The organism is Roseobacter sp. TSBP12, from assembly GCF_009129705.1.
In the GTDB taxonomy this organism is placed as follows: domain Bacteria; phylum Pseudomonadota; class Alphaproteobacteria; order Rhodobacterales; family Rhodobacteraceae; genus Celeribacter; species Celeribacter baekdonensis_A.
Map to the genome: position 1 here is coordinate 1 of NZ_PYIB01000057.1, position 26,271 is coordinate 26,271.

The 26,271-nt window shown below is 59.4% G+C and carries 28 protein-coding genes and 1 tRNA gene; 17 read left to right on the top strand and 12 right to left on the bottom strand.

Annotated features, from left to right (window positions below):
• From C8029_RS16955 to C8029_RS16990, 8 genes are all read left to right on the top strand, one after another.
• Positions 1-202, top strand: a 202-nt coding sequence (locus tag C8029_RS16955) for a hypothetical protein (RefSeq protein WP_226946378.1), incomplete at its 5' end; no start/stop codon positions are given.
• A 79-nt stretch (positions 203-281) separates the two neighbouring features.
• A complete protein-coding gene (gene argS / locus C8029_RS16960) occupies positions 282-2,000 on the top strand; it encodes an arginine--tRNA ligase (protein ID WP_009571758.1) in 1,719 nt (572 codons plus the stop codon).
• 127 nt (positions 2,001-2,127) lie between these two features.
• Positions 2,128-3,375, top strand: coding sequence for an SPOR domain-containing protein (locus C8029_RS22520; protein ID WP_226946379.1), 1,248 nt, complete (start codon positions 2,128-2,130; stop codon positions 3,373-3,375).
• Positions 3,376-3,381: 6 nt separating this feature from the next.
• Entirely contained in the window at positions 3,382-4,416 is a 1,035-nt protein-coding gene (gene nagZ / locus C8029_RS16970) for a beta-N-acetylhexosaminidase (RefSeq protein WP_152003359.1), read from the top strand.
• Positions 4,417-4,423: 7 nt separating this feature from the next.
• The gene (locus C8029_RS16975; RefSeq protein ID WP_009571761.1) at positions 4,424-5,218 is read left to right on the top strand and encodes a segregation and condensation protein A; all 795 of its coding nucleotides are present in this window, start codon (positions 4,424-4,426) and stop codon (positions 5,216-5,218) included.
• On the top strand, positions 5,215-5,883 hold the full coding sequence (scpB, locus tag C8029_RS16980) for an SMC-Scp complex subunit ScpB (RefSeq protein WP_009571762.1): 669 nt from the start codon (positions 5,215-5,217) through the stop codon (positions 5,881-5,883). The genes C8029_RS16975 and scpB overlap by 4 nt, the downstream gene beginning before the upstream one ends.
• 142 nt (positions 5,884-6,025) lie before the next feature.
• A complete protein-coding gene (locus tag C8029_RS16985; RefSeq protein WP_009571763.1) occupies positions 6,026-6,322 on the top strand; it encodes a hypothetical protein in 297 nt (98 codons plus the stop codon).
• A gap of 299 nt (positions 6,323-6,621) precedes the next feature.
• The gene (locus C8029_RS16990; RefSeq protein WP_152003360.1) at positions 6,622-8,061 is read left to right on the top strand and encodes a GGDEF domain-containing protein; all 1,440 of its coding nucleotides are present in this window, start codon (positions 6,622-6,624) and stop codon (positions 8,059-8,061) included.
• A 36-nt stretch (positions 8,062-8,097) separates the two neighbouring features.
• Here the strand turns inward: C8029_RS16990 and C8029_RS16995 are convergent, their stop codons facing one another.
• The 8 genes from C8029_RS16995 to C8029_RS17030 form a co-directional block, all read right to left on the bottom strand.
• On the bottom strand, positions 8,098-9,171 hold the full coding sequence (locus C8029_RS16995) for a 2'-deoxycytidine 5'-triphosphate deaminase (protein WP_009571765.1): 1,074 nt from the start codon (positions 9,169-9,171) through the stop codon (positions 8,098-8,100).
• A 104-nt stretch (positions 9,172-9,275) separates the two neighbouring features.
• Positions 9,276-9,352: transfer RNA gene (locus C8029_RS17000), tRNA-Pro, on the bottom strand.
• A 115-nt stretch (positions 9,353-9,467) separates the two neighbouring features.
• A complete protein-coding gene (locus C8029_RS22525) occupies positions 9,468-10,715 on the bottom strand; it encodes a MerR family transcriptional regulator (protein WP_009571766.1) in 1,248 nt (415 codons plus the stop codon).
• Between the two features lie 37 nt (positions 10,716-10,752).
• The gene (gene ihfA / locus C8029_RS17010; RefSeq protein ID WP_009571767.1) at positions 10,753-11,052 is read right to left on the bottom strand and encodes an integration host factor subunit alpha; all 300 of its coding nucleotides are present in this window, start codon (positions 11,050-11,052) and stop codon (positions 10,753-10,755) included.
• A gap of 168 nt (positions 11,053-11,220) precedes the next feature.
• Complete coding sequence (locus C8029_RS17015) at positions 11,221-12,195, bottom strand: beta-ketoacyl-ACP synthase III (RefSeq protein ID WP_009571768.1); 975 nt, start codon at positions 12,193-12,195, stop codon at positions 11,221-11,223.
• A gap of 12 nt (positions 12,196-12,207) precedes the next feature.
• Complete coding sequence (gene plsX / locus C8029_RS17020) at positions 12,208-13,353, bottom strand: phosphate acyltransferase PlsX (protein ID WP_226946380.1); 1,146 nt, start codon at positions 13,351-13,353, stop codon at positions 12,208-12,210.
• Between the two features lie 32 nt (positions 13,354-13,385).
• A complete protein-coding gene (gene rpmF, locus C8029_RS17025; RefSeq protein WP_009571770.1) occupies positions 13,386-13,592 on the bottom strand; it encodes a 50S ribosomal protein L32 in 207 nt (68 codons plus the stop codon).
• 332 nt (positions 13,593-13,924) lie between these two features.
• A complete protein-coding gene (locus tag C8029_RS17030; protein WP_009571771.1) occupies positions 13,925-14,491 on the bottom strand; it encodes a YceD family protein in 567 nt (188 codons plus the stop codon).
• 113 nt (positions 14,492-14,604) lie between these two features.
• On the opposite strand from C8029_RS17030, the gene C8029_RS17035 reads away from it, so the two are divergent.
• Positions 14,605-15,057 (top strand): outer membrane protein assembly factor BamE, encoded by a 453-nt coding sequence (locus C8029_RS17035; protein ID WP_152003361.1) that lies wholly within the window; start codon positions 14,605-14,607, stop codon positions 15,055-15,057.
• Between the two features lie 87 nt (positions 15,058-15,144).
• On the opposite strand, the gene msrB is transcribed toward C8029_RS17035, so the two are convergent.
• Positions 15,145-15,552, bottom strand: coding sequence for a peptide-methionine (R)-S-oxide reductase MsrB (gene msrB, locus C8029_RS17040; RefSeq protein WP_152003362.1), 408 nt, complete (start codon positions 15,550-15,552; stop codon positions 15,145-15,147).
• Between the two features lie 176 nt (positions 15,553-15,728).
• On the opposite strand from msrB, the gene C8029_RS17045 reads away from it, so the two are divergent.
• Positions 15,729-16,490 (top strand): GNAT family N-acetyltransferase, encoded by a 762-nt coding sequence (locus C8029_RS17045; protein WP_152003363.1) that lies wholly within the window; start codon positions 15,729-15,731, stop codon positions 16,488-16,490.
• A gap of 146 nt (positions 16,491-16,636) precedes the next feature.
• Here C8029_RS17045 and C8029_RS17050 read toward each other — a convergent pair whose 3' ends face one another.
• Positions 16,637-17,392, bottom strand: a complete 756-nt coding sequence (locus C8029_RS17050) for an SDR family oxidoreductase (RefSeq protein WP_152003364.1) — start codon at positions 17,390-17,392, stop codon at positions 16,637-16,639.
• Positions 17,393-17,729: 337 nt separating this feature from the next.
• On the opposite strand from C8029_RS17050, the gene C8029_RS17055 reads away from it, so the two are divergent.
• The 7 genes from C8029_RS17055 (at position 17,730) to C8029_RS17085 (ending at position 25,078) form a co-directional block, all read left to right on the top strand.
• On the top strand, positions 17,730-19,577 hold the full coding sequence (locus C8029_RS17055) for an ABC-F family ATP-binding cassette domain-containing protein (RefSeq protein WP_152003365.1): 1,848 nt from the start codon (positions 17,730-17,732) through the stop codon (positions 19,575-19,577).
• Positions 19,578-19,785: 208 nt separating this feature from the next.
• Positions 19,786-20,376, top strand: coding sequence for an outer membrane protein (locus C8029_RS17060; protein ID WP_152003366.1), 591 nt, complete (start codon positions 19,786-19,788; stop codon positions 20,374-20,376).
• A gap of 203 nt (positions 20,377-20,579) precedes the next feature.
• Positions 20,580-21,545, top strand: coding sequence for an agmatinase (gene speB / locus C8029_RS17065; RefSeq protein WP_009571778.1), 966 nt, complete (start codon positions 20,580-20,582; stop codon positions 21,543-21,545).
• 1 nt (position 21,546) lies between these two features.
• The gene (locus C8029_RS17070; protein WP_226946381.1) at positions 21,547-21,969 is read left to right on the top strand and encodes a DUF1499 domain-containing protein; all 423 of its coding nucleotides are present in this window, start codon (positions 21,547-21,549) and stop codon (positions 21,967-21,969) included.
• A gap of 58 nt (positions 21,970-22,027) precedes the next feature.
• A complete protein-coding gene (gene prfA, locus C8029_RS17075; RefSeq protein WP_009571780.1) occupies positions 22,028-23,077 on the top strand; it encodes a peptide chain release factor 1 in 1,050 nt (349 codons plus the stop codon).
• An 8-nt stretch (positions 23,078-23,085) separates the two neighbouring features.
• Positions 23,086-23,952 carry a peptide chain release factor N(5)-glutamine methyltransferase gene (prmC, locus tag C8029_RS17080; protein WP_226946382.1) on the top strand — a complete coding sequence of 289 codons (867 nt, stop codon included), beginning with the start codon at positions 23,086-23,088 and terminating at the stop codon, positions 23,950-23,952.
• Positions 23,953-24,391: 439 nt separating this feature from the next.
• Positions 24,392-25,078 carry a DUF4167 domain-containing protein gene (locus C8029_RS17085; protein ID WP_009571782.1) on the top strand — a complete coding sequence of 229 codons (687 nt, stop codon included), beginning with the start codon at positions 24,392-24,394 and terminating at the stop codon, positions 25,076-25,078.
• Positions 25,079-25,183: 105 nt separating this feature from the next.
• Here the strand turns inward: C8029_RS17085 and C8029_RS17090 are convergent, their stop codons facing one another.
• Positions 25,184-25,705 carry a helix-turn-helix domain-containing protein gene (locus C8029_RS17090; protein ID WP_009571783.1) on the bottom strand — a complete coding sequence of 174 codons (522 nt, stop codon included), beginning with the start codon at positions 25,703-25,705 and terminating at the stop codon, positions 25,184-25,186.
• Positions 25,706-25,839: 134 nt separating this feature from the next.
• Entirely contained in the window at positions 25,840-26,268 is a 429-nt protein-coding gene (locus C8029_RS17095) for a VOC family protein (RefSeq protein ID WP_009571784.1), read from the bottom strand.
• Positions 26,269-26,271 lie beyond the last annotated feature (3 nt).

Below are 26,271 nucleotides of genomic sequence, written 5' to 3' on the forward strand. Positions count from 1 at the left end.
CAAACGCCGCATGACAGAGGCGCGCGAGGCCGCATCGCGGGCGCGCGTGGCGGCAGGGGCGCGTCTTGTCGCCTTGGTGCCGCCCGAGGCCTCCGTACCCACCGCGCCGGAGATCGAAACCGTGAAAACAGTCGAAAAGCCGACAGCGGCGCGTGCAAATGCGGCCAAAACAGCCGCGAAAGCGCCGCCAAAACCCGCATAGCGCTGTGCATGGTGGGTCAATGCCGTTGACGCGCCGCGCGGGCGTGGTAAACCCGCCGCAAGAGATGGAGAGACCAAAGATGAACCTGTTCGCCGATATCCGCGCCCTTGTGATCGACAGCCTGACTGGCCTTGTCTCCGATGGCGTCCTGCCCGAGGGGCTTGAGTTTGCCAATGTGGCGGTCGAGCCGCCGCGCGATGCGCTGCATGGCGATATGGCCACCAATGCGGCAATGGTGTTGGCCAAGCCGGCCAATCTGAAACCGCGCGACATTGCCGATAAGCTGGCCGAAAAACTCGCCGCCGATCCGCGTATTGCCGCTGTGGATGTGGCGGGGCCTGGGTTTATCAACCTGCGGCTCGCCGATGGCGTATGGTCCGGGCTGGTCGAAGGCATTTTGGCGGCCAAAGGCTATGGCCGTTCCCCGATGGGCACGGGCACCAAGGTCAACGTCGAATATGTCTCCGCCAACCCGACCGGACCAATGCATGTCGGCCACACCCGCGGCGCGGTGTTTGGCGATGCTTTGGCGTCCTTGTTGGATTACGCGGGCTATGACGTGACGCGCGAATATTACATCAACGATGGCGGCGCGCAGGTCGATGTTTTGGCGCGTTCGGTGTTTCAACGCTACCGCGAAGCCAATGGCCTGAACCCGGAAATCGCCGAAGGGCTGTACCCCGGTGATTATCTTGTGCAGGTCGGCGAGGATTTGAAGGCCAAATACGGCGACACGTTGCTGGACCAGCCCGAAGAGGTCTGGTTGGCCGATGTGCGGGTCTTTGCCACCGACGCGATGATGGAGATGATCCGGGGCGATCTCAAAGCCCTGGGCGTTGAAATGGATGTGTTCTACTCGGAGAAATCTTTGTACAACACCGGGCTGATCGAGGCCGCGATCAAGGAACTGGACGAAAAGGGCCTGATTTATCGCGGTGTGTTGGAGCCGCCAAAGGGCAAGATGCCCGAGGATTGGGAGCCGCGCGAACAGCTTTTGTTCAAATCGACTGCGCATGGCGATGATGTGGACCGTCCGATCCAAAAATCCGACGGCGCATGGACCTATTTCGCCCCCGACATCGCCTATCACTATGACAAGGTGAAACGTGGCTTTGACGAGATCATCGACGTGTTCGGCGCCGATCACGGTGGCTATGTCAAACGGATGAAAGCGGCTGTGTCTGCCCTGTCCGATGGCAAGGTTGGCTGTGACATCAAGCTCATTCAATTGGTCAAACTGATCAAGAATGGCGAAGAGTTGAAAATGTCCAAACGTGCGGGCAATTTTGTCACCCTGCGCGATGTGGTTGAGGAAGTGGGCGCGGATGTCACCCGGTTCGTCATGCTGACCCGCAAAAACGATGCCTCTTTGGATTTCGATTTCGACAAGGTGCTGGAACAGTCGAAAGACAACCCGGTGTTCTATGTGCAATACGCCCATGCCCGCGTGCGCTCTGTGCTGCGCAAGGCGGAGGAGGCGGGGGTGACCCTGACCGACACGCCGCGCTTTGATGATCCGGCAGAGATCGCCGTGGCGCGCAAATTGGCCGATTGGCCGCGTCAGGTCGAGATCGCCGCAAAGGGCCATGAGCCGCACCGCATCGCCTTTTATCTTTATGATTTGGCATCCGATTTCCACGCGCTGTGGAACAAGGGCAATGACAATAGTGCCTTGCGGTTCTTGCAGGATGACCCCGCGCTGTCGGCGGCAAAAATTGCCCTACCGCGTGCCGTGGCCGTTGTGATTTCTGCAGGTCTTGCTATTCTGGGGGTAACTCCGGCGGAAGAGATGCGTTAAGTCAAAGCGCCCAAGGTCGGACCCCCGAGAGGGATTGGTGCAAAATGAGGGCATAGACCCTCATGCATCCCCTTAAGAGCAGTCAATAACCCGCAGAAAACAAAGCGGGAATCGGTATGAGGCGAAAATGGCGCAGGATTTCCGGAACGGCCCCAATGCGGGCTATCCTTCCCCCCGTGTGAACGGGAACTATGTCGCGGATAGGAACGGGACATATACTTACCGCGAAGCTCATCTGAGCCAGCCGCGCTCTTCAGGCGCGCAGAATTTTGGCGCGGCGACTGACCCGGACCGATATTTCACCGATCAGGATGTGCGGTTTGCGCCACAGTCTGGCGCGCAATCTGGCTATCCGTCTGAGGCACAGACCGGGCCGCAAACCTATGCCGCGCATGGCTTTGCCGCGCCGCAGTCGCAATACGCGCCAAGACCAGACACCGGGCCAGCATATGTCTATGACACCACGGGCGACGATGGCTCATCTGAAGGTTTTGAGCGTCCGAAACTCGGCAAGGCGCAATGGGCTGGCGCGGTGGTCTCGCTGGCGCTGGTGCTGGGTCTTGGGGTTTGGGGCTATCAGTTGATGATGCGCGATGTGAACGGCGTACCGGTCATTCGTGCGCTCGAAGGCTCGGCGCGCATGGTGCCCGACGATCCGGGCGGCCAATTGGCGATGCACCAAGGCTTGGCGGTCAATTCCGTCACGGCCGATGGCTCCGCTGCAGCACCTGCTGACAGTTTGATTTTGGCACCGCGCATTGCGACATTGAGCGACGAAGATCAACCGATGTCCGCGACCCAAACCGTGGCTTCGGCCTATGAGCCGGAAAACACCGCCTATACGGTGCAACCGGAAGAGCCGGTTGTTGCCCCGGATATGACCACTGTCGCGGTTGAGGACGATCCGCTTGAACTGGACTCTGTCGAAGAGGTGGCCTCTGCCGCCGATGTGATGCCTGAGACCTCGGGTATCGTCCATTCACCGCGTCCGAAACCGCGCCCTGTGCGGCTGGCGTCTTTGGCCAGCGTTCCAAGCACGTCTTCTGCCAGCCTTGAGGGCGTAGCGGGCGATATTTTGGCGGCGATTGGGGCGACCGATGAATTGGCCCCGAGCGAAGTGCCGACAGGCGCGCGTTTGGTGCAATTTGGCGCGTTTCAAAACGAAGAGATTGCGCGCAGCGAATGGGATCGTCTTTCGGGCCGGTTTGAGGACCTGATGGAAGGCAAATCGCGGGTGATCGAGCGGGCCGAAAGCGGCGGGACGACCTTTTACCGTCTGCGCGCCTATGGTTTTGCCGATGCGTCGGATGCCAACCGGTTCTGTGCCGCTTTGACCGCAATGAATGCGGCCTGTGTGCCCACGGTTCAGCGATAAGTCGTGATGGTGACGGGGCCGGAGCACGCAGGGGGTAAAGTTTCGGGGCAGGGCGCTTTTATCTTTGGATGTGAAGGGCTTGCGCTGACCTCTTTGGAGGCTGATTTCTTTCGCGAGGCCAATCCTTGGGGCTTTATCCTGTTTGCGCGCAATGTGGACAGCCCTGACCAACTGCGCCGTTTGACGGATAATCTGCGCGCCGCCGTGGGCCGTGACGCGCCGATCCTGATAGATCAGGAAGGCGGGCGGGTCCAACGGCTGCGCGCGCCACATTGGCGCGAATTTTTGCCACCATTGGATCAGGTGCAACGCGCCTCCGATCCGCTGCGGGCCATGTGGCTGCGCGGGCGGTTGTTGGCGGCGGATTTGCACAGCGTCGGCATTGATGTGAACTGCGTGCCGGGGCTGGATGTGGCCTCTGCACAGACCCATCCGTTTTTGATGAACCGTTGTTTTTCCGATGACGCGGAGGTGGTCGCCCAAATGGGCCGCGCTTTGGTCGATGGCATGGCGGCGGGCGGTGTCGCGCCGGTGATGAAACACCTGCCGGGGCATGGGCGCGGGGCTGTGGACAGCCACAAGGGCCTGCCGCGTGTTTCGGCCTCGCGGGCGGAGTTGGCGGTGGATTTTGCCCCGTTTAAGGTGCTGAACGACCTGAGCATGGGCATGTCGGCGCATATCGTGATGGAGGCAATCGACCCGGACCATCCCGCCACCCAAAGCCCCGCCGCGATCCGAGTGATCCGCAAGGAGATCGGCTTTGACGGGCTGTTGATGACCGACGATATTTCGATGGGCGCATTGGCGGGCACGGTCATGGAGCGGGCAGAGCTGGCGCTTTCTGCGGGCTGTGACATGGTGTTGCACTGCAACGGCGATCTGGCCGAGATGGAGGCGCTGGCCGCGCTTGGACCGATGACACAGGCGGCACAGGCTCGTGCGGATCGGGTCATTTGTACCCACCCTAAACATCAGCCCATGCATCACCCCATTGACATCGCAGCCTTGGATGCCGAACTTCAAAGCCTGTTGAACCGATAGGGGCAAAATGGCCGACCCGGACCAATTTGAAATCAACGATCTGCTCAGCGTCGAGGAGAGGCTCGCGGCTGAGGCGTTGATCGTCGATGTCGAGGGCTATGAGGGGCCTTTGGACCTTTTGTTGCAATTGTCGCGCACGCAAAAGGTCGATTTGATGAAAATCTCGATCCTGCATCTGGCGCAGCAATATTTGATCTTTGTCGAGAAAGCCACTGAGCTTCGGATCGAATTGGCCGCCGATTATCTGGTGATGGCGGCGTGGTTGGCGTTTTTGAAGTCGCGGTTGTTGCTGCCGCCCGATCCGACCGATGACGGCCCGTCTGGCGCAGAGCTTGCGGCGCATTTGGCGTTTCAGTTGCAGCGTTTGGAAGCGATGCGGGAGGCGGCGGCGAAATTGATGGCGCGCGATCAAAAGGGCCGGGATTTCTTTGTGCGCGGCATTCCCGAAGAGGTCGCACGGCTCAGAAATGTCACCTATAGCGCCTCTCTGTTGGACCTGATGCAGGGCTATGCCCGCGTGCGCACCAAGGACGAATTTCGCCCCTTTGTCATGGACCGCGAGGCGATCCTGTCGATGGAACAGGCGTTGGAGCGGCTGCGCGGGTTGATCCCCTATGCGGTTGAATGGGCCGATTTGGCAAGTTACCTGCCCGAGGGCTGGGAGCTTGACCCGAAAAAGCGGCGTTCGGCCACGGCGGCGACCTTTGCGGCCTCTTTGGAATTGGCCAAACAGGGCCAGATTGAAATCCGCCAAAGCGGGACGTTCGCCCGTATCGAGATCAAGGCGAGGACTGGACGATGAGTGAGCCTGTGAGTGACGCTGCGAGTGACGACACGGATTTGGACGCGCCCGCAGAGGCCAGCCTGTTTGAGGCGCCGCCTTTGGCCGAGCAAGAGCGCATGGTCGAGGCGGTGCTGTTTGCCTCCGCCAATCCCGTGAGCGTGGCCGAGATGAGCGGGCGGATGCCGCATGGCTGCAACGCCAAAGCCGCGCTTGAGATGTTGCAAAAGCGTTATGAAGGCCGCGGCGTGCGGGTGGTGAAAATCGGCGAGGCCTGGGCCATCCGCACCGCGCCCGATCTTGGGTTTTTGATGCAAAAGGAAACGGTCGAGACCCGCAAACTGTCGCGCGCGGCGATCGAGACCTTAGCGATTGTGGCCTATCACCAACCCTGCACCCGCGCCGAGATCGAAGAGATCCGTGGGGTGTCGGTGTCCAAGGGCACGATTGATCAGCTTTTGGAGCTGGAATGGATCCGCTTTGGCCGCCGCCGCATGACGCCGGGGCGTCCGGTGACCTATGTGGTGACGCCGTCATTTTTGGACCATTTCGGTCTGGAAAGCGCGCGCGATTTGCCGGGCGTTCGGGAGCTTCGGGCGGCGGGCCTTTTGGAAAGCCGACCGATGCCGGGGCTGGACGATGAGGACAGCGAGGATCAAGACGATCTGTTCGAGGATGAAAGCTAAGCGACTGTTGTCGCTGTCACGAGGGTTTCATCCCCTTGCCGTGATCAAGCCCTGTTAAAGGCGCATTGCGCGCCTATCTATGTTAAAGTGAACCGAAACCGCAGCAGTCAGGCCAAAGCAGAGGCCGGAAAGCAGAGTAACGATGAATTTGGACAGGCTGATCAACATGATCATCAACCGCGTGATGCGGGTTCTCATTAGCAAGGGGATCAACAAGGGCATTGATGCGGGCAGTTCCGCCTTGGCGCGGCGCAAATCCGGTGGCGTGCAGATGGGTGAGGTCGATGATTACGGCAACATCCGCGCTCAACCAGGGCAAGGCCAAAGCGGTGGCCAGAGTGGCGGCCAAGGCGACGCTCAGCTGAATGCTCAGGCGCAACAAGCCGCCAAACGCGCGCGCAAAATGGCGCGGATGAGCAAACGCATCGGTCGGTTTTAATGCCGAGTTAGCATCTCTGCACCTGATGCGCGCCAAAGAGGCGCTAAGGCCGGGTGACGTGAGGTCACAAAGGATCGGGTGAGGCAACGGGTACAAACGCATGATTTCCCGCCAATATCGGCGGGAATGTGCTTATGTCCTGCGACATCGGGTATATTTTTACGATTTATTTACCACAATTAAGAGACCATTGCATAGTTCCTCTGAGCGGACTCATGTTGTTACGGTCACAGGAATATTGGTGATGAATTTAGGTGTTTGGGTATGTTGTTTCCCGCAAACAAGGGGAGAGTGAGGCATTGATCCTACCTTCCGGCTTTCAATCTGACAAGACGCGGCCGTCTTTTGGCCCGGCCTTCATTGCGTTTCGGTTGCAATCCTTGCTGGCGCTTATTGCCGGTTGTCTGGCTGTGATCATTGCCGGGATGGAACTGTTTCACTATGGCGGCGATTTGCTCTACCCGGCCGGAAATGGTCCTAACCCGCTGACGCTGATCTGTGTCCTGTTGTTGAGCATCGCCTTGATCTACAAAACCCTGTTTCCGGTGGTGCACCCTTGGCGGCGTGGGCTGTTTGCTTTGGTCTTCGTCCTTGCGCTGTTTCGTTTGGCTGAGACCTACCTCTTTGCGGTCACGCCCCTGTCTGATGTGGCTGCGCTTCTGTTCAACAGATACCCGCGCGACGATATGACCATGAGCACGGCCATCTCATTGATGTTGTTCAGCTTGGGTGCATTTCTGCGCCCCGTCGCGCCGGTGTCAGGATTCGTGATCACCTTGTCGGGCCTGGTGCCCGTGAGTTTTGTCTTTTTGATTTACTCATATGGGCTGACAGCGGCCAGTGTCGACATGTCTCCCGCGACACTGGCTTTGCTTATCCTGATTGGGTTTTCCTCGATTTTTTCTTTTAGCCGCAGCGTGATTTTGCGACCGCTTCTCACCACATCGGCGTGGGGACGGATGGCGCGACTACAATTGTTCGGCACGATAGTAGGGGTTTGGATCGTCGGCGCCGTGTCGCATCTGACCGAAACCGCCATGATGTTTGAGGCTATTCTGGCCTCGGCCATGTGGCTCTTTGGCATGATCATTTTGGTGTCCGGCTCTGTGTTTGAACGGATCGAACGCGACAGGCGGGCGTTGTTGCGCGAGGTCGAACATCGGGCGCGCCATGATCCGCTGACCGGGCTTTTGAACCGCCATGCGGTGGGCGACTATGTCGCCATGGTGCAGCATATGGCCCGTGGTCGACGCCGTGATGACGGCGAGATCACGGTGGGGGTGATTTTGGCCGATATTGATTTGTTCAAACGGGTGAATGACACGCTGGGCCATGAAGTGGGGGATCGGGTGTTGCAAAGCGTGGCGGGCGTGTTGCGGGGCAAGCTGCGGTCTTCTGATATGGTGGCGCGCTGGGGCGGCGAAGAATTTTTGATGCTGCTGCCCGAAGCCACGTTAGATCAGACGATGAACACGGCGCAGGTCTTGCGCACAGCGATTGCGACGCATGTGAGTTGGAAAAATGGGGTGGAGGTTGAACCGATCACCATTTCGATCGGCGTGGCCTGTTATGACAGCCGCAACGGGGCTGAGTCGTTGGAGCAGACGATTCAACACGCCGACACAGCGCTTTACAGTGCCAAGACGCAGGGGCGCAATCGGGTCAAATGTTTCAAATCAGAACGCGGTAAGACGGTGCGCTCCACCGATCTTTTGCCACCGCGTGATAGGGTTCACTGAGCAAGAGCCGGGGAGCGCTACGCAGGGCGGCATAGATTATTGCGCGCGGAAATGTTTCGACAGTTTCAGGCCCTGTCCCTGATAATTGGACGCCAAATCCGCGCCATAAAGCCGCTCTGGACGGCTGTCCATCCGCTCATAGACCAAACGGCCGACGATCTGCCCGTCTTCCAACACGAAAGGCGCTTCGTGACAGCGGACTTCCAATACCCCGCGCGAGCCCGCGCCTCCGGCATTGGCGTGACCAAAGCCCGGATCAAAGAACCCGGCATAATGGACGCGGAATTCCCCGACCATTGCCAGATAAGGCGCCATTTCGGCGGCATAATCGGGCGGGATATGCACCGCCTCGCGGCTCACCAAAATGTAGAACGCACCGGGGTCCAAAATGATCCGCCCGTCTTTGGCGTGGATCGGCTCCCAGTATTCTGAGGGCTCGTAATAGCCAATATTGTCGAGATCAATCACGCCGGTGTGCGGTTTGGCGCGGTACCCCACCAGATCACCCGACGCGGGTTTGAGATCGACCGAAAAGCCAAGCCCTTGATCAATCATCGCAGTCCCATCGACCAGTGGGCTTTCACTGTGCAGCGCTTTCAACTCCGTGTCACTGAGGATCGCTTGTCCGGCCCGAAAGCGGATTTGGTTCAGCCGCATGCCGGGACGCACCAGAACGGAGAAGGAGCGGGGGCAAATTTCGGCAAATAGCGGGCCGTGATAGCCGGGGGCGATGCGGTCAAATTCGACGCCCTCATCGGTGATCAGCCGGGTCAAAAGATCCAACCGCCCGGTCGAGCTTTTGGCATTGGCCACCGCCTGAACGCCCTCCGGCAGGGCCAAAGATTCCATCAAGGGCACAACATAGACACAGCCCTTTTCCAGCACCGCGCCGTTGCTCAGATCAATCTGATGCATTTCGAATTCGGCCAACCGATCCGCCACTTTGCGCCCGTCGCCCGCCAAAAAAGACGCGCGCACCCGCCACGCACGGGTGCCAAGACGCAGATCGAGAGAGGCAGGTTGCACCTGTGCGTCGATCACCTCTGGTGTGGCGGTGATTTCGCCTCGTGCCACCATGTCGCGGATCGCGTGATCAGCCAATACACCCATGTTTATCCCCTCACGTCGCTTTGGCCCCACTGGGCGCAGTTTATCCCCCTTAACGCAAAACCGCCCGCAAGCCCAGAGGCTTACGAGCGGTTTTAAGGGTGTTTTGGTCGGGCTAGCAGGACTCGAACCTGCGACCTTCCGTCCCCCAGACGGACGCGCTACCAGGCTGCGCTATAGCCCGAACTGGAGCCTTACATAGTGATTTTATGGGCAGGGGCAAGTGGAATTTCGGCAAATCTGATGCGAAACCGCATGAGAGAGGATTTCGCCACCGTACCTCCGGGCATGGCGGCAGGTCAGGACACCAGCCGCGCGCGCAGGGCTTGCGTGCGCGCCAGAAGAGTGGCGATGTCTTGCGGCGGAATCCGGATCAGATCGCGATGATTGAGCCGGCCCAAAATACCATCTCCGACGACCAAATCCGCCGCCGCCTCATCCGGGTCGTCCGGCAGGTCCATCCCGACCCCAAGCGGCGGGAGGTGCACGGGCGCAGTGGGGGCAGGAGCCTCGGCTGCGATGTCAGGGCTGACATCTGTGGACCTGTCTGGATCGGCCCCCGCGACAGGCTCTTCGCCCGGTTCGGTGAAAAGGGCCGGGCCATCTGACGGGGCCAAATCGGCCATATCCCCAGACAGCTCATCCGCCTCATCCGCCGCCGCCTCGTCTGCCGCAAAGTCGTCGGTCAACGTCGGCCGCGGGTCGGCGGTTGGCGTCAAGGGGTCTGGCGCGGAGGCCGCCGGTGTCAGTTCAAAGTCAAAGGTCCGCTGTTCGGTGGTCTGCAGTACGGCGGGAAGCTCCGGCGTGTCTGCCGCGACAGGGCTGTCCTGACGCGACAGTGGTTCGTCGGCCTCAGCCAGATCGGTCAGTGCCTCTTCGGCCCGCATGTCAAACACCGATTCCGCTGTGGACTCCGATTCCGCCATGAACTCATGGGGCGCTTCTGGGATCGCGTCTGGCGTCAGATCGGGCGTGGTGGGCGCCATCGGGGTCGGAGCCGGGGTTGGTTCGGACCGGGCGTGCGGCGAAGGGGAAGAAGGTCGCGAGAAATGCACGATTTTCTCTGCCTCAGGGAGGGAGATGTCAAAGGCATCATGCGGCACGTTTTCGGCCATGGGCGCGTCGGCTACGGGAGGCACCGTGGGCGCAGCGGGAGGCACTGTGGGCGCAGCGGGAGTCACAAAGGGATTCGTCGTGGGAATCGCGTCATGCGTCGGTGGGGCGAGGGGACTCGGTGATCCGCTGGCCTGTGCCGAGATCGGATCGACCCCCTCAATATGCGGCGACAGCGAGGCGACGTATTTCACCCCATGTTCGCGCAACAGTTTTTGCACGCCCCGAATGGTCATCCCATCGTCGTGCAACAGTTTTTTGATCCCGCCCAAAAGTGCCATATCGGCAGGGCGGTAATAGCGCCGCCCGCCCGCGCGTTTCACGGGTTTGACTTGGGTAAAGCGGCTCTCCCAAAAGCGCAACACATGCGCAGGCGTGTCGAGCCAATCGGCGACTTCGCTTATTGTGCGAAAGGCGTCCGGTGATTTATCCATTTAAAACAAACCTTTACAAGAGTTTGTAGGCCTCGGATCAGGCCTTGTTGCCGTCTGCCACGCGATCTTTCATCAGATGCGAGGGGCGGAAGGTCAACACCCGGCGCGCAGGGATCGGGGCCTCGTCGCCGGTCTTTGGATTCCGACCCACGCGTTCGGATTTGGCGCGCACAGAGAAGGTGCCGAAAGAGGAGATTTTCACCGTCTCGCCGCCGATCAGCGCGTCGGACACATGCGCCAGAACGCTTTCAACAAGGGCGGCGGATTCATTGCGGCTCAGGCCGACCTCGCGAAACACGGCTTCGCTGAGATCCATACGTGTCAAAGTTTTGCTCATCGGTCTCCCCCGGGTGGATTGAGTTGCCAAGGAGAGTGGCAGTTTGCAAAGCAGGCGTCAATATCAATGACTTGGCACAGGGTGTTGAGAGAGGCGAACGGGCGGATTTTGTCGCAAATGCGCTTGTATCTGCCCCAATTTACCAGCGCAGAACCACAGCGCGCATGATTACCAGCGCAGAACCACTGCGCCCCAGGCCAAACCGCCGCCAATCGCCTCGGCCACGCAGAGATCGCCGTCCTTGATCTGACCACGGGCACGGCCCACAGACATCGCCAGGGGAATCGAGGCGGCGGAGGTGTTGCCGTGGTCCTGAACGGTGACAACGACCTGATCCATCGCATGACCGAGCTTTTTCGCGGTGCCTTCGATGATGCGGATATTGGCCTGATGCGGAATGATCCAATCAATATCGGCGGGGGTCAAACCGGCCTTGGCAATGGCGGTTTCTGCCGTTTCGGCCAGTTTTTGTACGGCTTGGCGGAACAAGGCATTGCCCTGCATCCGCAATTTGCCAGAGGTGCCGGTGGTGGAGACACCGCCATCGACATAGAGCATGTCTTTATAAGTACCATCGGAATTGAGATCGACGGAGAGGATGCCGCGATCTTCGGAGGTGCCAGCACTCTCACGCGCCTCAAGCACCAAAGCGCCCGCACCATCGCCAAACAGCACACAGGTGGAGCGATCGGTCCAATCCATGATCCGGCTAAAGGTTTCGGCGCCGATCACCAAAACGCGTTTGACCTGACCGGAAACGATTTGGGCATTGGCGTTGGAGAGGGCATAGATGAACCCGGCACAGACCGCTTGTACGTCAAAGGCAAAGCCGCAGGTCATGCCCAGTTCTTTTTGGATCATCGTCGCCACAGAGGGAAAGGTCAGATCCGGGGTCGAGGTGGCCACGATCACCGCATCAATGTCGGCGGCCGTCAGGCCCGCATCGGCCAGCGCAGCTCTGGCGGCGGTGGTGCCCATCATCGAGGTGGTTTCCCCCTCGGCGGCAAAATGGCGGCGTTCAATGCCGGAGCGCGAGCGAATCCATTCATCGGAAGTGTCGAGGGTTTTTTCGAACTCGGCGTTCTCAACCACACGTTTGGGAAGGTAGTGGCCCACCCCCGTGATAACTGCCCGGATAGTCATGGCTTTGCCGCCTTATTTTGGTTGTGACGTTCCGTCATTTTGCGCTGAGGCGACGGCAGATGCAACCCGTGCCGCCAAACGTTCGGAAAAACCCGAGGCGGAGAGTTCATAGGCCAATTTGATCGCGGCAGAGACGCCGGTGGCGTCCGCCGAGCCATGGGATTTGACCACGGTGCCTCTGAGGCCAAGGAACACACCGCCATTGACGCGGCGCGGGTCGATTCGCTTTTGCAGGCGTTTGAGCGAGGTCAAAGCGAGCAGGGCGGCGATGCGCGACAGCGGCGTGGCCTTGAACGCTTCTTTGAGGAAATCACCCACGAGTTTCGCCGTGCCCTCGCCGGTTTTCAACGCGACATTGCCGGTGAACCCGTCGGTGACGATGACATCGACCTTATCGCCGGGAATATCGCCGCCTTCGATGAATCCCATGAATTCATAGCCACCAATGCCAGAGGCGTTGGCGATCAGATCCTGGGCCGCTTTCAATTCGGCGCGGCCTTTGTGCTCTTCGGTGCCGACGTTCAAAAGACCGACGCGCGGGACATTGAGGTTGAGACCGTTGCGGGCATAAGACGCGCCCATCATCGCATATTGCAAAAGGTCGCGTTCATCGGCGCGAATATCCGCGCCGACGTCAAGCATGACGTTAAAGCCCTGCGGATTGCGCGAGGGCCAGAGGCAGGCAATGGCGGGGCGGTTGATGCCGTCGAGCTTGCGCAGGCGGATCATCGAGGTGGCCATCAACGCGCCGGTGTTGCCACAGGACACACAGGCCTGCGCTTCACCGTCTTTGACGGCATCAATGGCGGAGCGCATCGAGGTATCGGCGCGGCGCATCGCTTGTGATGGCTTTTCATCCATGCGCACAACGCCGGGCACATCGCGGATGTCCACACGATCTTTCAAAATCTTGCGCTTGCGCACAAGTTTATCAAGCTCGTCACCGGGCCCGTGCAGGATGAAATTCAAATGGGGGTTTTTGGACGCAGAACGTGCAATGCCGGCGACAATGGTCGCCGGCCCACGATCGCCACCCATGGCGTCGATAGAAAGCGTGACCTGAAGGCCCCCGCGCGCACCAAGCCGCCCTTTCGTCTCATCAATCCGACCCGGAACATCCGAGTCGGTCATAGGAGAGGAGGGAACGGGTGTGCTCATGCTCTTAGCGGCATCAGGGCAGTCAAACGCGCTTATGCTGCGTCGTCGTCGAGATCAATCTCGTCGGCTTGTGCAACGACTTCGCGGTCGTCGTAGTGGCCACATGCGCCACAGACGTGGTGCGGGCGTTTCAATTCGCCACAGTTCGGGCATTCTGCCGGATTGCCAGCAACCAATGCGTCGTGCGCGCGGCGCATGTTCCGCTTGGAGCGGGTGACTTTATTCTGAGGAACAGCCATGTCTCGACCTCGGGTTCGTGGGGATCTGATCCGCCTTTGCTGCGGGCCCCTAGGTGGGCGGGGCCGTGGCCCCATATACATTCGGGTGTTATCCCGATCAATTCTCGGCGCTTCATAGGGCTTCGCGGGCAGAGTGTAAACCATGCAGTTTGACCCTGTCGTTTCACATGGAGAGGCGCATAGTCTTGGTCCATGACACTGTCAGGACCGATCTCATGCGCCACACATGCCACAGGCAAAACCGTTACGGGAAGCGAGGCCGGGAACATACTCGGAATCTTGACGCGTGCAACCTTTTTGTTTGGTCTCGGTTTACGCGCCTTTTTCTGGGCTCAACTGTCGTCTTTTCCAAGCATATCACGCAGCGCCTTCAGGCTGGCAAAAGGCTTTGTATCCTCATCGAGCAAAGGCGCTTTGCCCGGCTCGGTGATCTGGGCACTGACGGTTTCGACCCCTTCGGCGCGGGGATAATCGGGCGCGGCAAGCGCAAGCGCCTCTTCGGCCACCAAAGACAGCAACAAGGTTGCGGGCAAAGGTTCGATCGTGTCGTCCTCAGGCGCTTCGATTTCTGCATCAGCCACGTCGATCTCATCTGTGTGATCGGCCAGATAGGTGCGCGAGAGCGGCGTATCAATCCGCGTGGTGACCGGCGCAAGCGTGGCCACACAGGGCTGAACCACCGTCGCACCCAGCGTTCCGGTCAATTGCCAGTCGCGTTTGCCGATGGGGGTCAGTTTGCCTTCAAATCGCAATTTTTTCACCGCGGACAGGCCGAGTGCCGTGGCCAGCACCTCCATGTCTTCCGAGGTGGGGATGAGGCGGAACGGGTGAGCGTGGGCATTTGAGAGATCGCGCAAGCGCAACTCAGTGCCCCAGCTTGTCAAACCGTCGTGTCCCATGTTGGATGTCTCCTTGATCGTCGGGCGCTGTTTCTATAAGCCGGATACGAGGCGCGCGCGCACAAGGCAAGAGGGGGCACATGTCCACACGCATTTTCCCAAAAGGACCGACCATGAGATTGAACCGCATTCTAGGGCTCTCTTTGGGTGTTGTCTTTGCTGTTGTTTTGTCCGGCTGTGTCGCGCAATACCGCAACCATGGCTATGTCCCCTCTGAGGAGGTTTTGGCGCAGGTTGTCGTGGGTGTGGACACCAAGGACACCGTCTCTGATGTGATCGGCGTCCCCGGCACCGAGGGCATTTTGGACAGTTCCGGGTGGTATTATGTCCGCTCGCAATTCCGTCACATGGGGGCGTTTGAGCCCAAAGAGGTGGACCGTCAGGTCGTTGCCATCTCCTTTGATTCGCGTGGTACGGTCAGCAACATCGAACGGTTCGGGTTGGAACAGGGCCGCGTCGTGGTCTTGTCGCGTCGTGTGACCGTGGCCAACACCAAGGGCACCACCTTTATCAAACAGTTGTTTGGCAATTTGGGGCAGATTTCCGCCGATCAATTGTTGCAATAACGGGCTGTCGTATCCCGCATGAAAAAGCCGCCTTCTGGGCGGCTTTTTGTTTGGCGGACTGTTCGGGCGTTTTCGCCTTATCCTGCCTTATCCCTCGGCGCCCTCATTCGGTTCAAACCGGATCGACACGCCGTTGATGCAATAGCGCATCCCGGTTTTGTCCTGAGGCCCGTCGGGAAACACATGGCCCAGATGCGCGCCACAATCGTCGCAATGCACCTCGACCCGCACCATGCCATGCGACAGATCGCGGGTTTCGGCCACGGGCGCGCCCTCTTTGGTGGCGTAAAACGCAGGCCAGCCGCAGTGACTTTCATATTTGGTCTCTTGGGTGAACAGCTCGGCCCCGCAACAGGCGCATTTAAACGACCCGGCCGATTTCGGAAAGCCGGGATGCGAAAATGGCCGCTCTGTGCCCGCAAGTCGCGTCACGCGAAAGGTCTCCGGGTCCAATGAGTCGCGCCATTCGGCCTCTGTTTTTTGAATCTTCGCCATTGGCGCACTCCTTTTGCTCTTTGGTATAGCAGATAGGGGATTGCCCGCGTGAAGCAAGCCAAACCGGGTTTCAAAAAATCGTCATGTCTTGCGGGCAAGAAGGGGAGACACCATAGTCTATAGGGTCCCTTGTTCGGGGCTTATGCCGATGGTGAGGCTGAAAAAGGACCAGTGCCATGATCCCGTTGCTCAAGGGCCGTTACACCGCCCGTTTTGCTGAGACCCGTCCCGACATCGAAGCGGCACAGCGCCTGCGTTACCTTGCCTTTATCGTTGGATCGGGTGCGCAGGGCGCGGGTCTGCGCGAAGATGGGCTTGAGGCCGATGATTTCGATGCGCTCTGTCGCCACGTCTTGATCGAAGAGCGCAAGACCGGGCGGCTTGTCTGTACCTATCGCTTCCTCGATCTGGCCGGAGGAGCCGAGATCGCCCGCAGCTATTCGGCGCAGTTTTACGGCCTCGACGGTCTGGCCGATTTCGAAGGCCGGATGTTGGAGATGGGCCGGTTCTGCATCCATCCAGAAGCGCGCGACCCGGATATTTTGCGCGTCGCCTGGGGGGCGATGACCCGCTATGTCGATGAACAAGAGATCGCATTGCTGTTTGGCTGTTCGTCCTTTCACGGCACCGAATGGAAGGACCATGCCGACGCTTTGGCCATGCTCAAACACCGCCATTTGGGGCCGAAACGGTTCCTGCCCAAGGTCAAAGCCCCCAACGTGTTCAAATTCGCCGCCCGCCTGCGCCGCAAACCCGACGCCCGCCGCGCCATGTTGAAAATGCCGCCCTTGCTGAAAACCTATCTGATGATGGGCGGCTGGGTGTCAGATCACGCCGTCGTGGACCGTGACCTTGGCACGATGCATGTGTTCACTGGGGTGGAAATCAACGCCATCCCACCCGCGCGCAAGAAGTTGTTACGGGCTGTGGCGGGGTGAGGGGGACGGTTTGAAGGGCTGATTTTAGCCCTTTGCGTTACGGCGTTACGATCAGAGAGTGATAGCGGAGCTTCACAGTGTTGCGCTTTGATGACGGCAATGCAGATTTTGTTGCCGTTGGTCACGATGCAACCAACGGCAGCTTTTCAAAGCAAACGGGTCGCCATGCCGCCGTCAACGGCCAACGGGGAGCCCGTTACAAAGCTGGCTCTGTCGGACAATAAGAATAAAGCAGATTGAGCAATTTCCTTAGGTTGAGCCATACGTTTCATGGGGTGTAAACTGGCGATGAAATCGTGCGTTTCAGGATTATCACCAGCCATATCGGTTTTTGTGCCACCCGGTAGAATGGTGTTGATGCGAACACCATTTGCCGCATGATCTGATGCCAAAGATTGCATGAGCCCAATCAAGCCTGCCTTCGAAGCGGCATAGGCTCCCATGCCGGGCATACCCCCATTGCTGAAACCAACAAAAGTGCCCGTGAATACGATAGATCCTCCTCCACGTTTCTCAATTGCCGGAATCTGAGCCTTTGCCGCGAAGAACGCGCTGGTTAGGTTTGTCGCAAGAACTGATTGCCAAGTACCTGAATCCATTTTTGGAATTGGCCCCATATCGCCCATAATGCCGGCATTGTTAAATGCGCCATCAAGACCGCCAAACTGCTTTTCGGCCAGGTCGACAAGATCTCTGGAATAGGTTTCGTCCGTCACATCGCCCGCAAGGCAAACGGCACGTCCATTGCTTTGTGCAATTTGTTCGACGAGTGTATTCAGTTCGGGCTCACGGCGAGCGCCCAGCACAACATTTGCCCCCTCTGCGGCAAACAAAAGCGCTGCAGCAGCACCTATGCCGCTACTCGCCCCTGTGATGATAATTGTCTTGTCTTTCAGTTCCATGGTCATGCCTTTCTATATTTGCATGCCAAACAAATAGGGAAAGAGGTGCCGCCAACTCGACCCGTTTCTTGCGCGTGTTGAGCCAACTGAATCGAAATCGCAAGAAACGGGTCGGCTTATGGTCTGCAAACTGGAGCTGCCGCTCGCGCCTTGCAGCATCGGATACATGGACACTCAACGGCCAGACGCCGCACCTTTGCCCAAGGGCGGCTTTGGTGCGACGGTCACAGTTTGCAACGCCTGCTCGTTACTCACTTCGGCCCTAAGTCGCCGCGCCACATCCCCATCCCCTCCGTTCCCCGTTGACCTTTCGTGCGGCGCACAGTAGCGGTGCGGCATGGCACGCGCACCCGTCTTACAGCTCTCCGACATTTCCCTCACTTTTGGGGGAGATCCCGTATTTGATGGCCTTGGCCTTGTGGTTCAGGAGGGTGACCGTGTCGCCCTTGTGGGGCGCAACGGGTCGGGGAAATCGACTTTGCTCAAGGTCATGGCCGGGCTGGTTGAGCCGGATCGGGGATCACGGGTTTTGGGGCCGGGGATCACGGTCGGCTATATGGAGCAGGACCCGGACCTGTCGGGTTTTGCCACCTTGGGCGACTTTGCCGCCTCACAGCTTGATCCGGCCGAGACCTATAAAGTCGATATGGTCGCAGAGGGCCTAAAATTTAATCCCGAGACGCCGGTGGACACCGCCTCGGGGGGCGAAAAACGCCGCGCCGCCTTGGCCAAACTATTGGCCGAAGCGCCGGGGTTGATGTTGCTCGACGAGCCGACCAACCATTTGGACATTGAGGCCATCGCCTGGCTTGAAGACGAGTTGAAATCCACCAAAACCGCCTTTGTGCTGATTTCGCACGACCGGGCGTTTCTCAATCACCTGACCCGCGCGACGCTTTGGATCGACCGGGGTGAGGTGCGGCGCCAAGAGCAAGGGTTTGAAGCCTTTGAAGAATGGCGCGACAAGATTTGGGACGACGAGGACATGCAGCGCCACAAGTTGGATCGCAAGATCAAGGCCGAGGCGCGGTGGGCGGTTGAGGGCATTTCAGCCCGGCGCAAACGCAATCAGGGCCGGGTGCGGGCCTTGCAAGACCTGCGCGCCGAACGTTCCAGCCAGATCCGCCGTCAGGGCACGGCGGCGATGGATCTTGAAGTGGCGGAGAAATCCGGCAAACGCGTGGTCGAGGCCGAAGGCATTTCCAAAAGCTTTGGCGACAAGGTGATCCTGCGCGATTTCTCGATCAAAGTGGCCCGCGGCGACCGGATTGCCTTTGTCGGCCCCAATGGCGCGGGCAAAACCACGCTGTTGAAAATGCTGACCGGCGAGATGGAACCGGACAGCGGCACGATCAAACTTGGCACAAAATTGGACATGGCGGTGTTTGACCAAAACCGCTCCAACATCCGCGAAGACCTGACCCTTTGGGAGGCGATGACGTCGGACAAAGACATGCGGGTGTCGGGCAAGGCCGATCAGGTCATGGTGCGCGGCGTGCCGAAACATGTGGTCGGCTATCTCAAAGAATTCCTCTTCACCGATGCACAAGCGCGCGCGCCCGTGCGCTCGCTGTCTGGCGGCGAAAAGGCGCGGTTGTTGCTGGCCAAAATCATGGCGCACCCCTCGAACCTTTTGGTGCTCGATGAGCCGACCAATGATCTCGATATCGAAACGCTCGACCTATTGCAGGAGCTTTTGACCGATTTCGAGGGCACGGTTCTGTTGGTGTCGCACGACCGTGATTTCATTGACCGGGTGGCGACGCAAACCGTGGCGATGGAGGGCGATGGCTGGGCCACGTCTTATCCCGGCGGCTGGTCGGATTATCAATCGCAACGCGGGGCTGTGGCCAAGGCGCGGGAACGCGACAGCGCCAAACCGGCGGAGCGCGCCGCGAGCAAACCGGCGGATGCCAAGCCCGCAGCGGCATCGCAAGCGCCTGCCAAGGCGAAAACCGCGCTGACTTTCACCGAAAAACACCGTCTTGAGGTTTTGCCCGACGAGATGGCGCAGATCGAAGCGCAGATTGGCAAATTGTCCGAGCTTTTGGCCGATCCCGAGCTGTTCACCCGCGAGCCGGTGAAGTTCAAAAAGGCCACGGATATGCTGACCGAACGCCAGGAGGCGCTCGCGCTGGCTGAGGAAGAATGGCTTACGCTTGAGGAGAAAAATTCCGGCGCTTAAGTCGGGATTCTTCTTTGAAAGGGCCAATTTCGGCGGCTTCCTGCCAGAACGCCCAAATTTTTCGGCGTCTTTTGTCCCATCACAGAGTCATCACGCGGGCGTGACCTTAACCCCTCTGTTTGTTTAGGAAAAAACCATTATCTCCCTGATCGAGGTGTCGCAAACGACATCACCTTTGGACGATCCTGAGGCAGTTAAGGAGACTATTATGAAACGTATGACAACTTCCGTTCTGGTGCTCGCGAGCATGGCTCTTTCCGCCCCTGCATTTGCAGGTGGCATGACAGCCCCCACCCCCGAGCCCACTGTTTATACCCCGGCACCGATTGTTCCGGTTGGGGCCGATTGGACGGGCGCTTATGCCGGTGGTACGCTCGGCTACGGCTGGGGCAATGATGTGCTCGATAACGCCGATGACATGACCTACGGTCTGTTTGGCGGTTACGATTACGACTTCGGTCAGTTCGTTTTGGGTGGCGAGCTTGAATATCTCAAATCCGAAATGGAAGATGGCACCACCAAGCTTGACGACATGACCCGTCTGAAATTGCGGGCCGGCTATGACTTGGGGTCTACCCTTGTCTACGGTGTGGTCGGTGCGGCCTATGCCAACGCTGACATCGGCGGGACCTCCTATTCCGACACGGGCGTGACCTACGGTGTCGGTGTTGATTACGCCGTGACCGACAACATGAACGCCGGTGTCGAGCTGTTGCAAAACGACTTCAACGAGTTCGACGACAGCGGCTCTGATCTTTCTGCCACCACGCTTGGTGCACGCGTCTCGTTCCGTTTCTAAACCTCGGATTGAGGGGCGGCTTTCGGGCGGCCCCAGAGTTCCCCCAGTGACGAGAGGTGTTCCCCGCGCTTGTTCTCGTCACAGCCCCCGTCCCGATCTCAGGGCGGGGGTTTTATTGTGGCGGATCAGAATTTCGTCGCATCCGATTGCCAAGCCCGCGCGCCACGCTACAGTGGGGCAAAGCAAAGGGAGGCCCGTGCAAAATGGCATTGGAAGACGCAAAAACTCAGATTGACATGGCCTTCACCGGTTCCGGGCGCGGGCTGGCGTTTGAAAACGCCTTTGGCGGCGCGCTGTCCGCCTTTCGCCGCCGTTATACCAAGGATCTGAGCGGGGTGGATTTGGCCATCACCGGCGTGCCGTTTGATCAGGCCGTGACCAACCGTCCCGGCACCCGCCTTGGCCCGCGCGCGATTCGTGAGGCTTCGGCGTTGCAGGCCTTTGATGCGCCCTATGGTTGGGGCTATTCGCCCTTTGATGAGTTCAACGTGGTGGATTACGGCGATCTGGCCTTTGATTATGCCAAAGTCTCCGATTTTCCCGACGCGCTGACCGACCACATCCGCACGATTTTGGCCTCTGGGGCTGGCAGTCTGGTTTTGGGCGGCGATCATTACATCAGCTACCCGATCCTCAAAGCCCATGCGGAAAAATTCGGCCCCCTCAGCCTCATTCATTTCGATGCTCATTCCGACACCTGGGCCGATGACGACCTGACCCGGATTGATCACGGCACGATGTTCTACAAGGCGGTGAAAACCGGATTGATTGACCCGAAAACCTCGGTGCAAATCGGCATTCGCACCGACAACCCGGATACGATGGGCGTTAATATCATCGACGCGCGGATGGTGCATGAACGCGGGGCGGCCTGGGTTGCCGCCGAGGTCAAAAAGATCGTCGGAGAGCGCGCCTGTTATCTGACCTTTGACATCGACTGTCTGGACCCGGCCTTTGCGCCGGGCACCGGTACGCCGGTGTGGGGCGGTTTGAGTTCCTGGGAGGCGGCCGCCATACTGCGCGACCTCGCAGGCGTGACCCTAACCGGCGGCGATGTGGTCGAAGTCTCACCGCCCTATGACACCACCGGGGCCACGGCGATCGCGGGCGCTCATGTCGCGATGGAGATCATCAGCCTGTTTGGTTGGACCCGGCGAAAGGGCGTTTGACGTGAAAATCGCGCTCCTCCTCCTCATTGGCCTTTTTGCCCTGTTGCAAGCCGTGGTGCGTTTGGTGCCGACGGTGCCGTCGCGGTGGCATATCGACCCGTTTGCGGCGACAGACCCGGCGCCGGGCGGGGTGTTGGCGATCTTTACCGTGCCGATGGAGGCGGATGAGGCCCTCGCGCGCCTTGCCGCCATCGCCGAAACCGAACTGCGCACCCGCCATGTGGCCGGATCGGTGGAGGAGGGGCGGTTGACCTATCGCACTCGGAGCGCGTTTTGGGGCTTCCCGGATTTCACCACCATCGCCGCGCGATCCACGGAGACCGGGGCAGAGGTGGCGATTTTGGCGCGGCTGCGCTTTGGCCGCTCCGACATGGGCGTCAATGGCCGCCGGGTGGCAGCATGGCGGGCGGCTGCAGGATTTTGAGGCGCGCTGTGCCGCCCTCTCTTGACCCTGCGACATTTGCAGGGCAACAGATCACCCCATGATACCACAGGACCGTTTGCACCAGATCGTTGAGCGTTTTGAATTCCTTGAGGCCTCCATGGCGCAAGGAACGGGCGATATTGCGGCTTTGGGGCGGGAATATTCCGATTTGAAACCCGTGGTGGATCAAATCCACGCCTATCAAAGCCTGTTGTCCGATCTCTCAGAGGCCGAAGAGATGCTCTTGGACCCGGATATGCGGGCTTTGGCGCTTGAGGAAATCCCTGTGCTCAAAGCCAGGCTTCCTCTGGCCGAAGAGGCGCTGCAAATCGCGCTTTTGCCGAAAGATTCCGCCGACACCGGTTCGGCCATCGTCGAAATTCGCCCCGGCACCGGCGGGGATGAAGCCGCGCTGTTCGCGGGTGATTTGTTGCGGATGTATCAACGCTACGCCGAGGCGCGCGGTTGGCGGTTTGAGATCATCGAACTGCAGGAAAGCGAATTGGGCGGTGTCAAAGAAGTCATCGCCAATATCGCGGGGCAGGGCGTCTTTGCCCGGATGAAATTCGAGAGCGGCGTGCACCGGGTGCAGCGCGTGCCGACCACGGAATCGGGCGGGCGGGTGCATACGTCGGCGGCCACCGTCGCCGTTCTGCCCGAAGCGCAGGACGTGGACATCGAAATCAACGCCAATGACATCCGGATCGACACGATGCGATCCTCTGGCGCGGGCGGACAACACGTCAACACCACCGATTCTGCCGTGCGCATCACCCACATTCCAACCGGGATCGTCGTCACCTCCTCAGAAAAATCGCAACACCGCAACCGAGAGATCGCGATGAATGTGCTGCGCGCGCGGCTCTATGACGCAGAACGGCAAAAACTGCATGATGCGCGCTCAAGCGAGCGCAAATCGCAGGTCGGCTCCGGCGATCGCTCCGAGCGCATCCGCACCTATAATTTTCCGCAAGGCCGGATGACCGACCACCGCATCAACCTGACGCTGTATAAGCTCGACGCGGTGATGAACGGAGATTTGGACGAGGTGATTGATGCGCTGATTTCCGATCATCAGGCGCAGTTGATGGCGGAGATGGGCCAGTGACATCGGGTGTGAGCACGGCGACTACCGTTCAGCAGGCGCTTGTCATCGGCACCCGCACGCTGGCGAGGGCCGAGATTGACGGCGCAGGACGCGATGCGCGGCTGTTGATGGCACATGTGCTGGGGATCGCTTTGGATCGGCTGACTTTGGTGCTGCCCGATGCGATTTCTCCTGGGGCACAGGCCGCGTTTGACGCCGCCATTGCCCGGCGCGTGGCGCGCGAACCCGTGTCGCATATTCTGGGCCGCCGTGCCTTTTATGGTCGGGAGTTTCTGGTCAGTGCCGATGTGTTGGACCCGCGTCCCGAGACGGAGATATTGATCCAAGAGGCGCTGACACAGCCCTTTGCCTCGGCCCTTGATCTTGGCACAGGATCGGGTGCTATCCTTTTGACATTGCTTGCGGAAAGCCCTATATCTAAAGGGATTGGCACGGATTTGTCCGAGGCGGCTTTGGCGGTGGCGCGTCAAAATTGCGCCGCCTTGGGTCTTGGCAATCGGGCGCGGTTTCAACTGGCCAATTGGTGGCAGGGGGTCGAAGGGACTTTTGATCTGATTGTCTCCAACCCGCCTTATATTGCCGCCTCTGAAATGCCGGATCTGTCGCCGGAACTGGCCTATGAGCCGCGCATGGCGTTGACCGATGAGGCGGATGGATTGACGGCCTACCGTGCGATTGTGGCCGAGGCGCGGGCGCATTTGGCTCCGCGCGGACGTATCCTGTTGGAGATCGGCCCGACGCAGGGCGCTGCCGTGTCCGATTTGTTGCTGGCGCAAGGGTTCAAGGCGGTGCGGGTGATTGCCGATCTCGATGGCCGGGACCGCGTGGTGTGCGGGCAAGGGCCCAATCCGCATCCGCGCAACGTGGGTAAGTGACACCGGGGTCGATCCATGAGCCGAGCATGGGCCGATGCTTTCGGACATGCGTCAGGAAAGTCGTAACTCTTATGCGCCATGATGCCCGCAGGAAATCTGTCGCGGGCTTTGCAGTGTGGTGCCACGTTGCCATGCTGTGACGTGATCTTGTGATGTGATCCTGGGGCGTGATCTTGTGACATTGACCTGACGCTGGAGCATCGGCAAAGGGGCCATCGGACGCATTTAGCCCGTGAAGAGCGCAAAAACTGCTTGTCAACAGGGGTGGGACATGATTACTGAGGACAGCGTTTGGCAGGACTTCTGTCCCCAGCGCCGTTACCCAACACAGCTTAGACGTTGAGGGCTCCCATTTCGGGGAGCGCATGGGACAGACAAGCCCGATCTAGCATAAGCCGGTCCGAAGAACCCGGAAGACAAAGGCTCGAGAGAATACTGTATGAGATCCTCTAAAAACCGTTCGCGGTCCAAGACCAACAATCGCCCCCGTACCGTCGGCAATATCGTCAACCGTGTGTTTGACAGTTCCGGCCCGGAGGGCAAGGTGCGCGGTACGCCGCAACAGATCATCGACAAATACAATCAGCTGGCGCGGGACGCACAGCTGTCCAATGACCGGGTGGCGGCTGAAAACTTTCAGCAACACGCGGAACATTACCTGCGCTTGTTGAGCGTGGCGCAAAAAGAAATGGATGCGCAGCGAGAACAGCAAGAGCGCGAGCAACAAGAGCGCCGGGACCGTCAGGAATCGGAACGTCTTGAGCGTGCAGAACGTGCCGAGCGTCATCGCAAACGCGAAGAGCAGGCCGCAGAGACCGCACCGCAACCGGCGTCCCAGCCCTCTTCGGTGGCCGGCGAGGGCGATCAGCCCGATGTGGTCTTTGTCGATCACAGCACACAAGATCAGCCTGCAAGCGATGACACCGGACTGGTGGAAACACCGGAAAGTGCCGCACCTGCGCCGAAAAAGCCCCGTGCCCCGCGCAAACCGCGCGCGCCGCGCAAACCCAAAACGACGGACGAGACGTCTGGCAATGCAGGCGGTGATGCTGGTGGTGATACTGGCAAGGGCAAAGCTGAGGCGGCCAGTGCCGACACAGGCGACAGTTCCGAGGCCGCAGAGTGATTGCATAAGGTGACGGGCCTTTGGGCGCGGTGCTTATGACCAAAGATAAAACCCGCACTTGGTGGTGCGGGTTTTATCTTTGAGGTTGGTGCGGTCCGAAGCCGATCAGGCCCGATCAGAGAGGGCGTGTGAGGGCGGGGCCGTGTCGATCAGCGTATCAATCAACGCCGACATCATCTCGGCCCGGTTGCGGGTCGCGGATTTGCGATAAATCGCATTGAGATGGGCCTTGATCGTGCCCTCTTTGTTGCCGCGAAATGCGGCGATTTCACCAATGGTAAAGCCTTTGACCAAAAACCGCGCCACATCGCGCTCAGAGGGTGACAGTTTCCACAAGTCAAAATGGCTTTCGATCACATCGAACACCGCCTGTGACGCCTCATGCAGGCTGTGTTCCAACCGATCTTTGCGCTGTTGCAGGTCGATCAGATAGCCCAGTTCCAGCAGGATCGCCAAAACCAAGGCCGCCGCCGCCACCGCTTCGATCAAGAGATGCGTGGTCGGTTTGCCACCGGCCTCTTGCAGATCGGTGAAGACATCGAAGACAAAGAAAACCGCACAAAAGGTCTGGATCGCAATCAGGGCGATCATCGCCGCCGGGGCTTTGGCCGAAGTGAAACGCGCCATGGCGGGTCCTTTCGAGGGGAAGAGGTGACGCCGCCAGACATATCAATGTTGTGGGCGTTTTGCCATAAACCCGTGAAACAGGTTTATGGCGGAACACTTTAGGCGCAACGTTTGGCGGGAGGCGTATCGGGGCCTTATCGGGTTGAACGATCCGTCAGATCGTCCCAAAACTCGGCGCGATGCACGATATGGATTTTATTGCCCGAAGGATCACGCAGATAGGCACCGTAATAATCCGGCGCATAATGTGGGCGTGGCCCCGGCGCGCCAGCATCTGTGCCGCCGTGCAAAAGTCCTTGGGCATGGGCCGCGTCCACCGCCACGCGTGACGGTGCGATAAAGGCCAACATTGCGCCATTGCCGCCGTGCGCGGGGGCACCGTCAAACGGCTGATAGACGTAAAACCGGGGATAGGGCGCCTCTGGCCGGACCCAACAGCGCGCGTCAGGCCCGCCATCCGGCTCAACCATCCGCTGTGTCATGCCGATTTCGCCCAAAACCGCGTCATAAAATGCCGCCGCTTGGGGCAAATCATCGGCTCCAACTGTCACATGCGAAAACATGGC

What these genes read in the sequence shown, in the direction of transcription:
- prfA (WP_009571780.1), top strand. Translation starts at nt 22,028, where the DNA reads ATGATACCACAGGACCGTTTGCACCAGATCGTTGAGCGTTTTGAATTC.
- msrB (WP_152003362.1), bottom strand. Translation starts at nt 15,552, where the DNA reads ATGGCGAAGATTCAAAAAACAGAGGCCGAATGGCGCGACTCATTGGAC.
- plsX (WP_226946380.1), bottom strand. Translation starts at nt 13,353, where the DNA reads ATGAGCACACCCGTTCCCTCCTCTCCTATGACCGACTCGGATGTTCCG.
- rpmF (WP_009571770.1), bottom strand. Translation starts at nt 13,592, where the DNA reads ATGGCTGTTCCTCAGAATAAAGTCACCCGCTCCAAGCGGAACATGCGC.
- ihfA (WP_009571767.1), bottom strand. Translation starts at nt 11,052, where the DNA reads ATGAGCAAAACTTTGACACGTATGGATCTCAGCGAAGCCGTGTTTCGC.
- C8029_RS17055 (WP_152003365.1), top strand. Translation starts at nt 17,730, where the DNA reads ATGGCACGCGCACCCGTCTTACAGCTCTCCGACATTTCCCTCACTTTT.
- C8029_RS16985 (WP_009571763.1), top strand. Translation starts at nt 6,026, where the DNA reads ATGAATTTGGACAGGCTGATCAACATGATCATCAACCGCGTGATGCGG.
- speB (WP_009571778.1), top strand. Translation starts at nt 20,580, where the DNA reads ATGGCATTGGAAGACGCAAAAACTCAGATTGACATGGCCTTCACCGGT.
- C8029_RS16995 (WP_009571765.1), bottom strand. Translation starts at nt 9,171, where the DNA reads ATGGGTGTATTGGCTGATCACGCGATCCGCGACATGGTGGCACGAGGC.
- scpB (WP_009571762.1), top strand. Translation starts at nt 5,215, where the DNA reads ATGAGTGAGCCTGTGAGTGACGCTGCGAGTGACGACACGGATTTGGAC.
- C8029_RS22520 (WP_226946379.1), top strand. Translation starts at nt 2,128, where the DNA reads ATGGCGCAGGATTTCCGGAACGGCCCCAATGCGGGCTATCCTTCCCCC.
- C8029_RS17045 (WP_152003363.1), top strand. Translation starts at nt 15,729, where the DNA reads ATGATCCCGTTGCTCAAGGGCCGTTACACCGCCCGTTTTGCTGAGACC.
- C8029_RS17085 (WP_009571782.1), top strand. Translation starts at nt 24,392, where the DNA reads ATGAGATCCTCTAAAAACCGTTCGCGGTCCAAGACCAACAATCGCCCC.
- C8029_RS17030 (WP_009571771.1), bottom strand. Translation starts at nt 14,491, where the DNA reads ATGGGACACGACGGTTTGACAAGCTGGGGCACTGAGTTGCGCTTGCGC.
- C8029_RS17095 (WP_009571784.1), bottom strand. Translation starts at nt 26,268, where the DNA reads ATGTTTTCGCATGTGACAGTTGGAGCCGATGATTTGCCCCAAGCGGCG.
- C8029_RS17050 (WP_152003364.1), bottom strand. Translation starts at nt 17,392, where the DNA reads ATGGAACTGAAAGACAAGACAATTATCATCACAGGGGCGAGTAGCGGC.
- C8029_RS17090 (WP_009571783.1), bottom strand. Translation starts at nt 25,705, where the DNA reads ATGGCGCGTTTCACTTCGGCCAAAGCCCCGGCGGCGATGATCGCCCTG.
- C8029_RS22525 (WP_009571766.1), bottom strand. Translation starts at nt 10,715, where the DNA reads ATGGATAAATCACCGGACGCCTTTCGCACAATAAGCGAAGTCGCCGAT.
- C8029_RS17060 (WP_152003366.1), top strand. Translation starts at nt 19,786, where the DNA reads ATGAAACGTATGACAACTTCCGTTCTGGTGCTCGCGAGCATGGCTCTT.
- C8029_RS17035 (WP_152003361.1), top strand. Translation starts at nt 14,605, where the DNA reads ATGAGATTGAACCGCATTCTAGGGCTCTCTTTGGGTGTTGTCTTTGCT.
- C8029_RS16975 (WP_009571761.1), top strand. Translation starts at nt 4,424, where the DNA reads ATGGCCGACCCGGACCAATTTGAAATCAACGATCTGCTCAGCGTCGAG.
- nagZ (WP_152003359.1), top strand. Translation starts at nt 3,382, where the DNA reads ATGGTGACGGGGCCGGAGCACGCAGGGGGTAAAGTTTCGGGGCAGGGC.
- C8029_RS17015 (WP_009571768.1), bottom strand. Translation starts at nt 12,195, where the DNA reads ATGACTATCCGGGCAGTTATCACGGGGGTGGGCCACTACCTTCCCAAA.
- argS (WP_009571758.1), top strand. Translation starts at nt 282, where the DNA reads ATGAACCTGTTCGCCGATATCCGCGCCCTTGTGATCGACAGCCTGACT.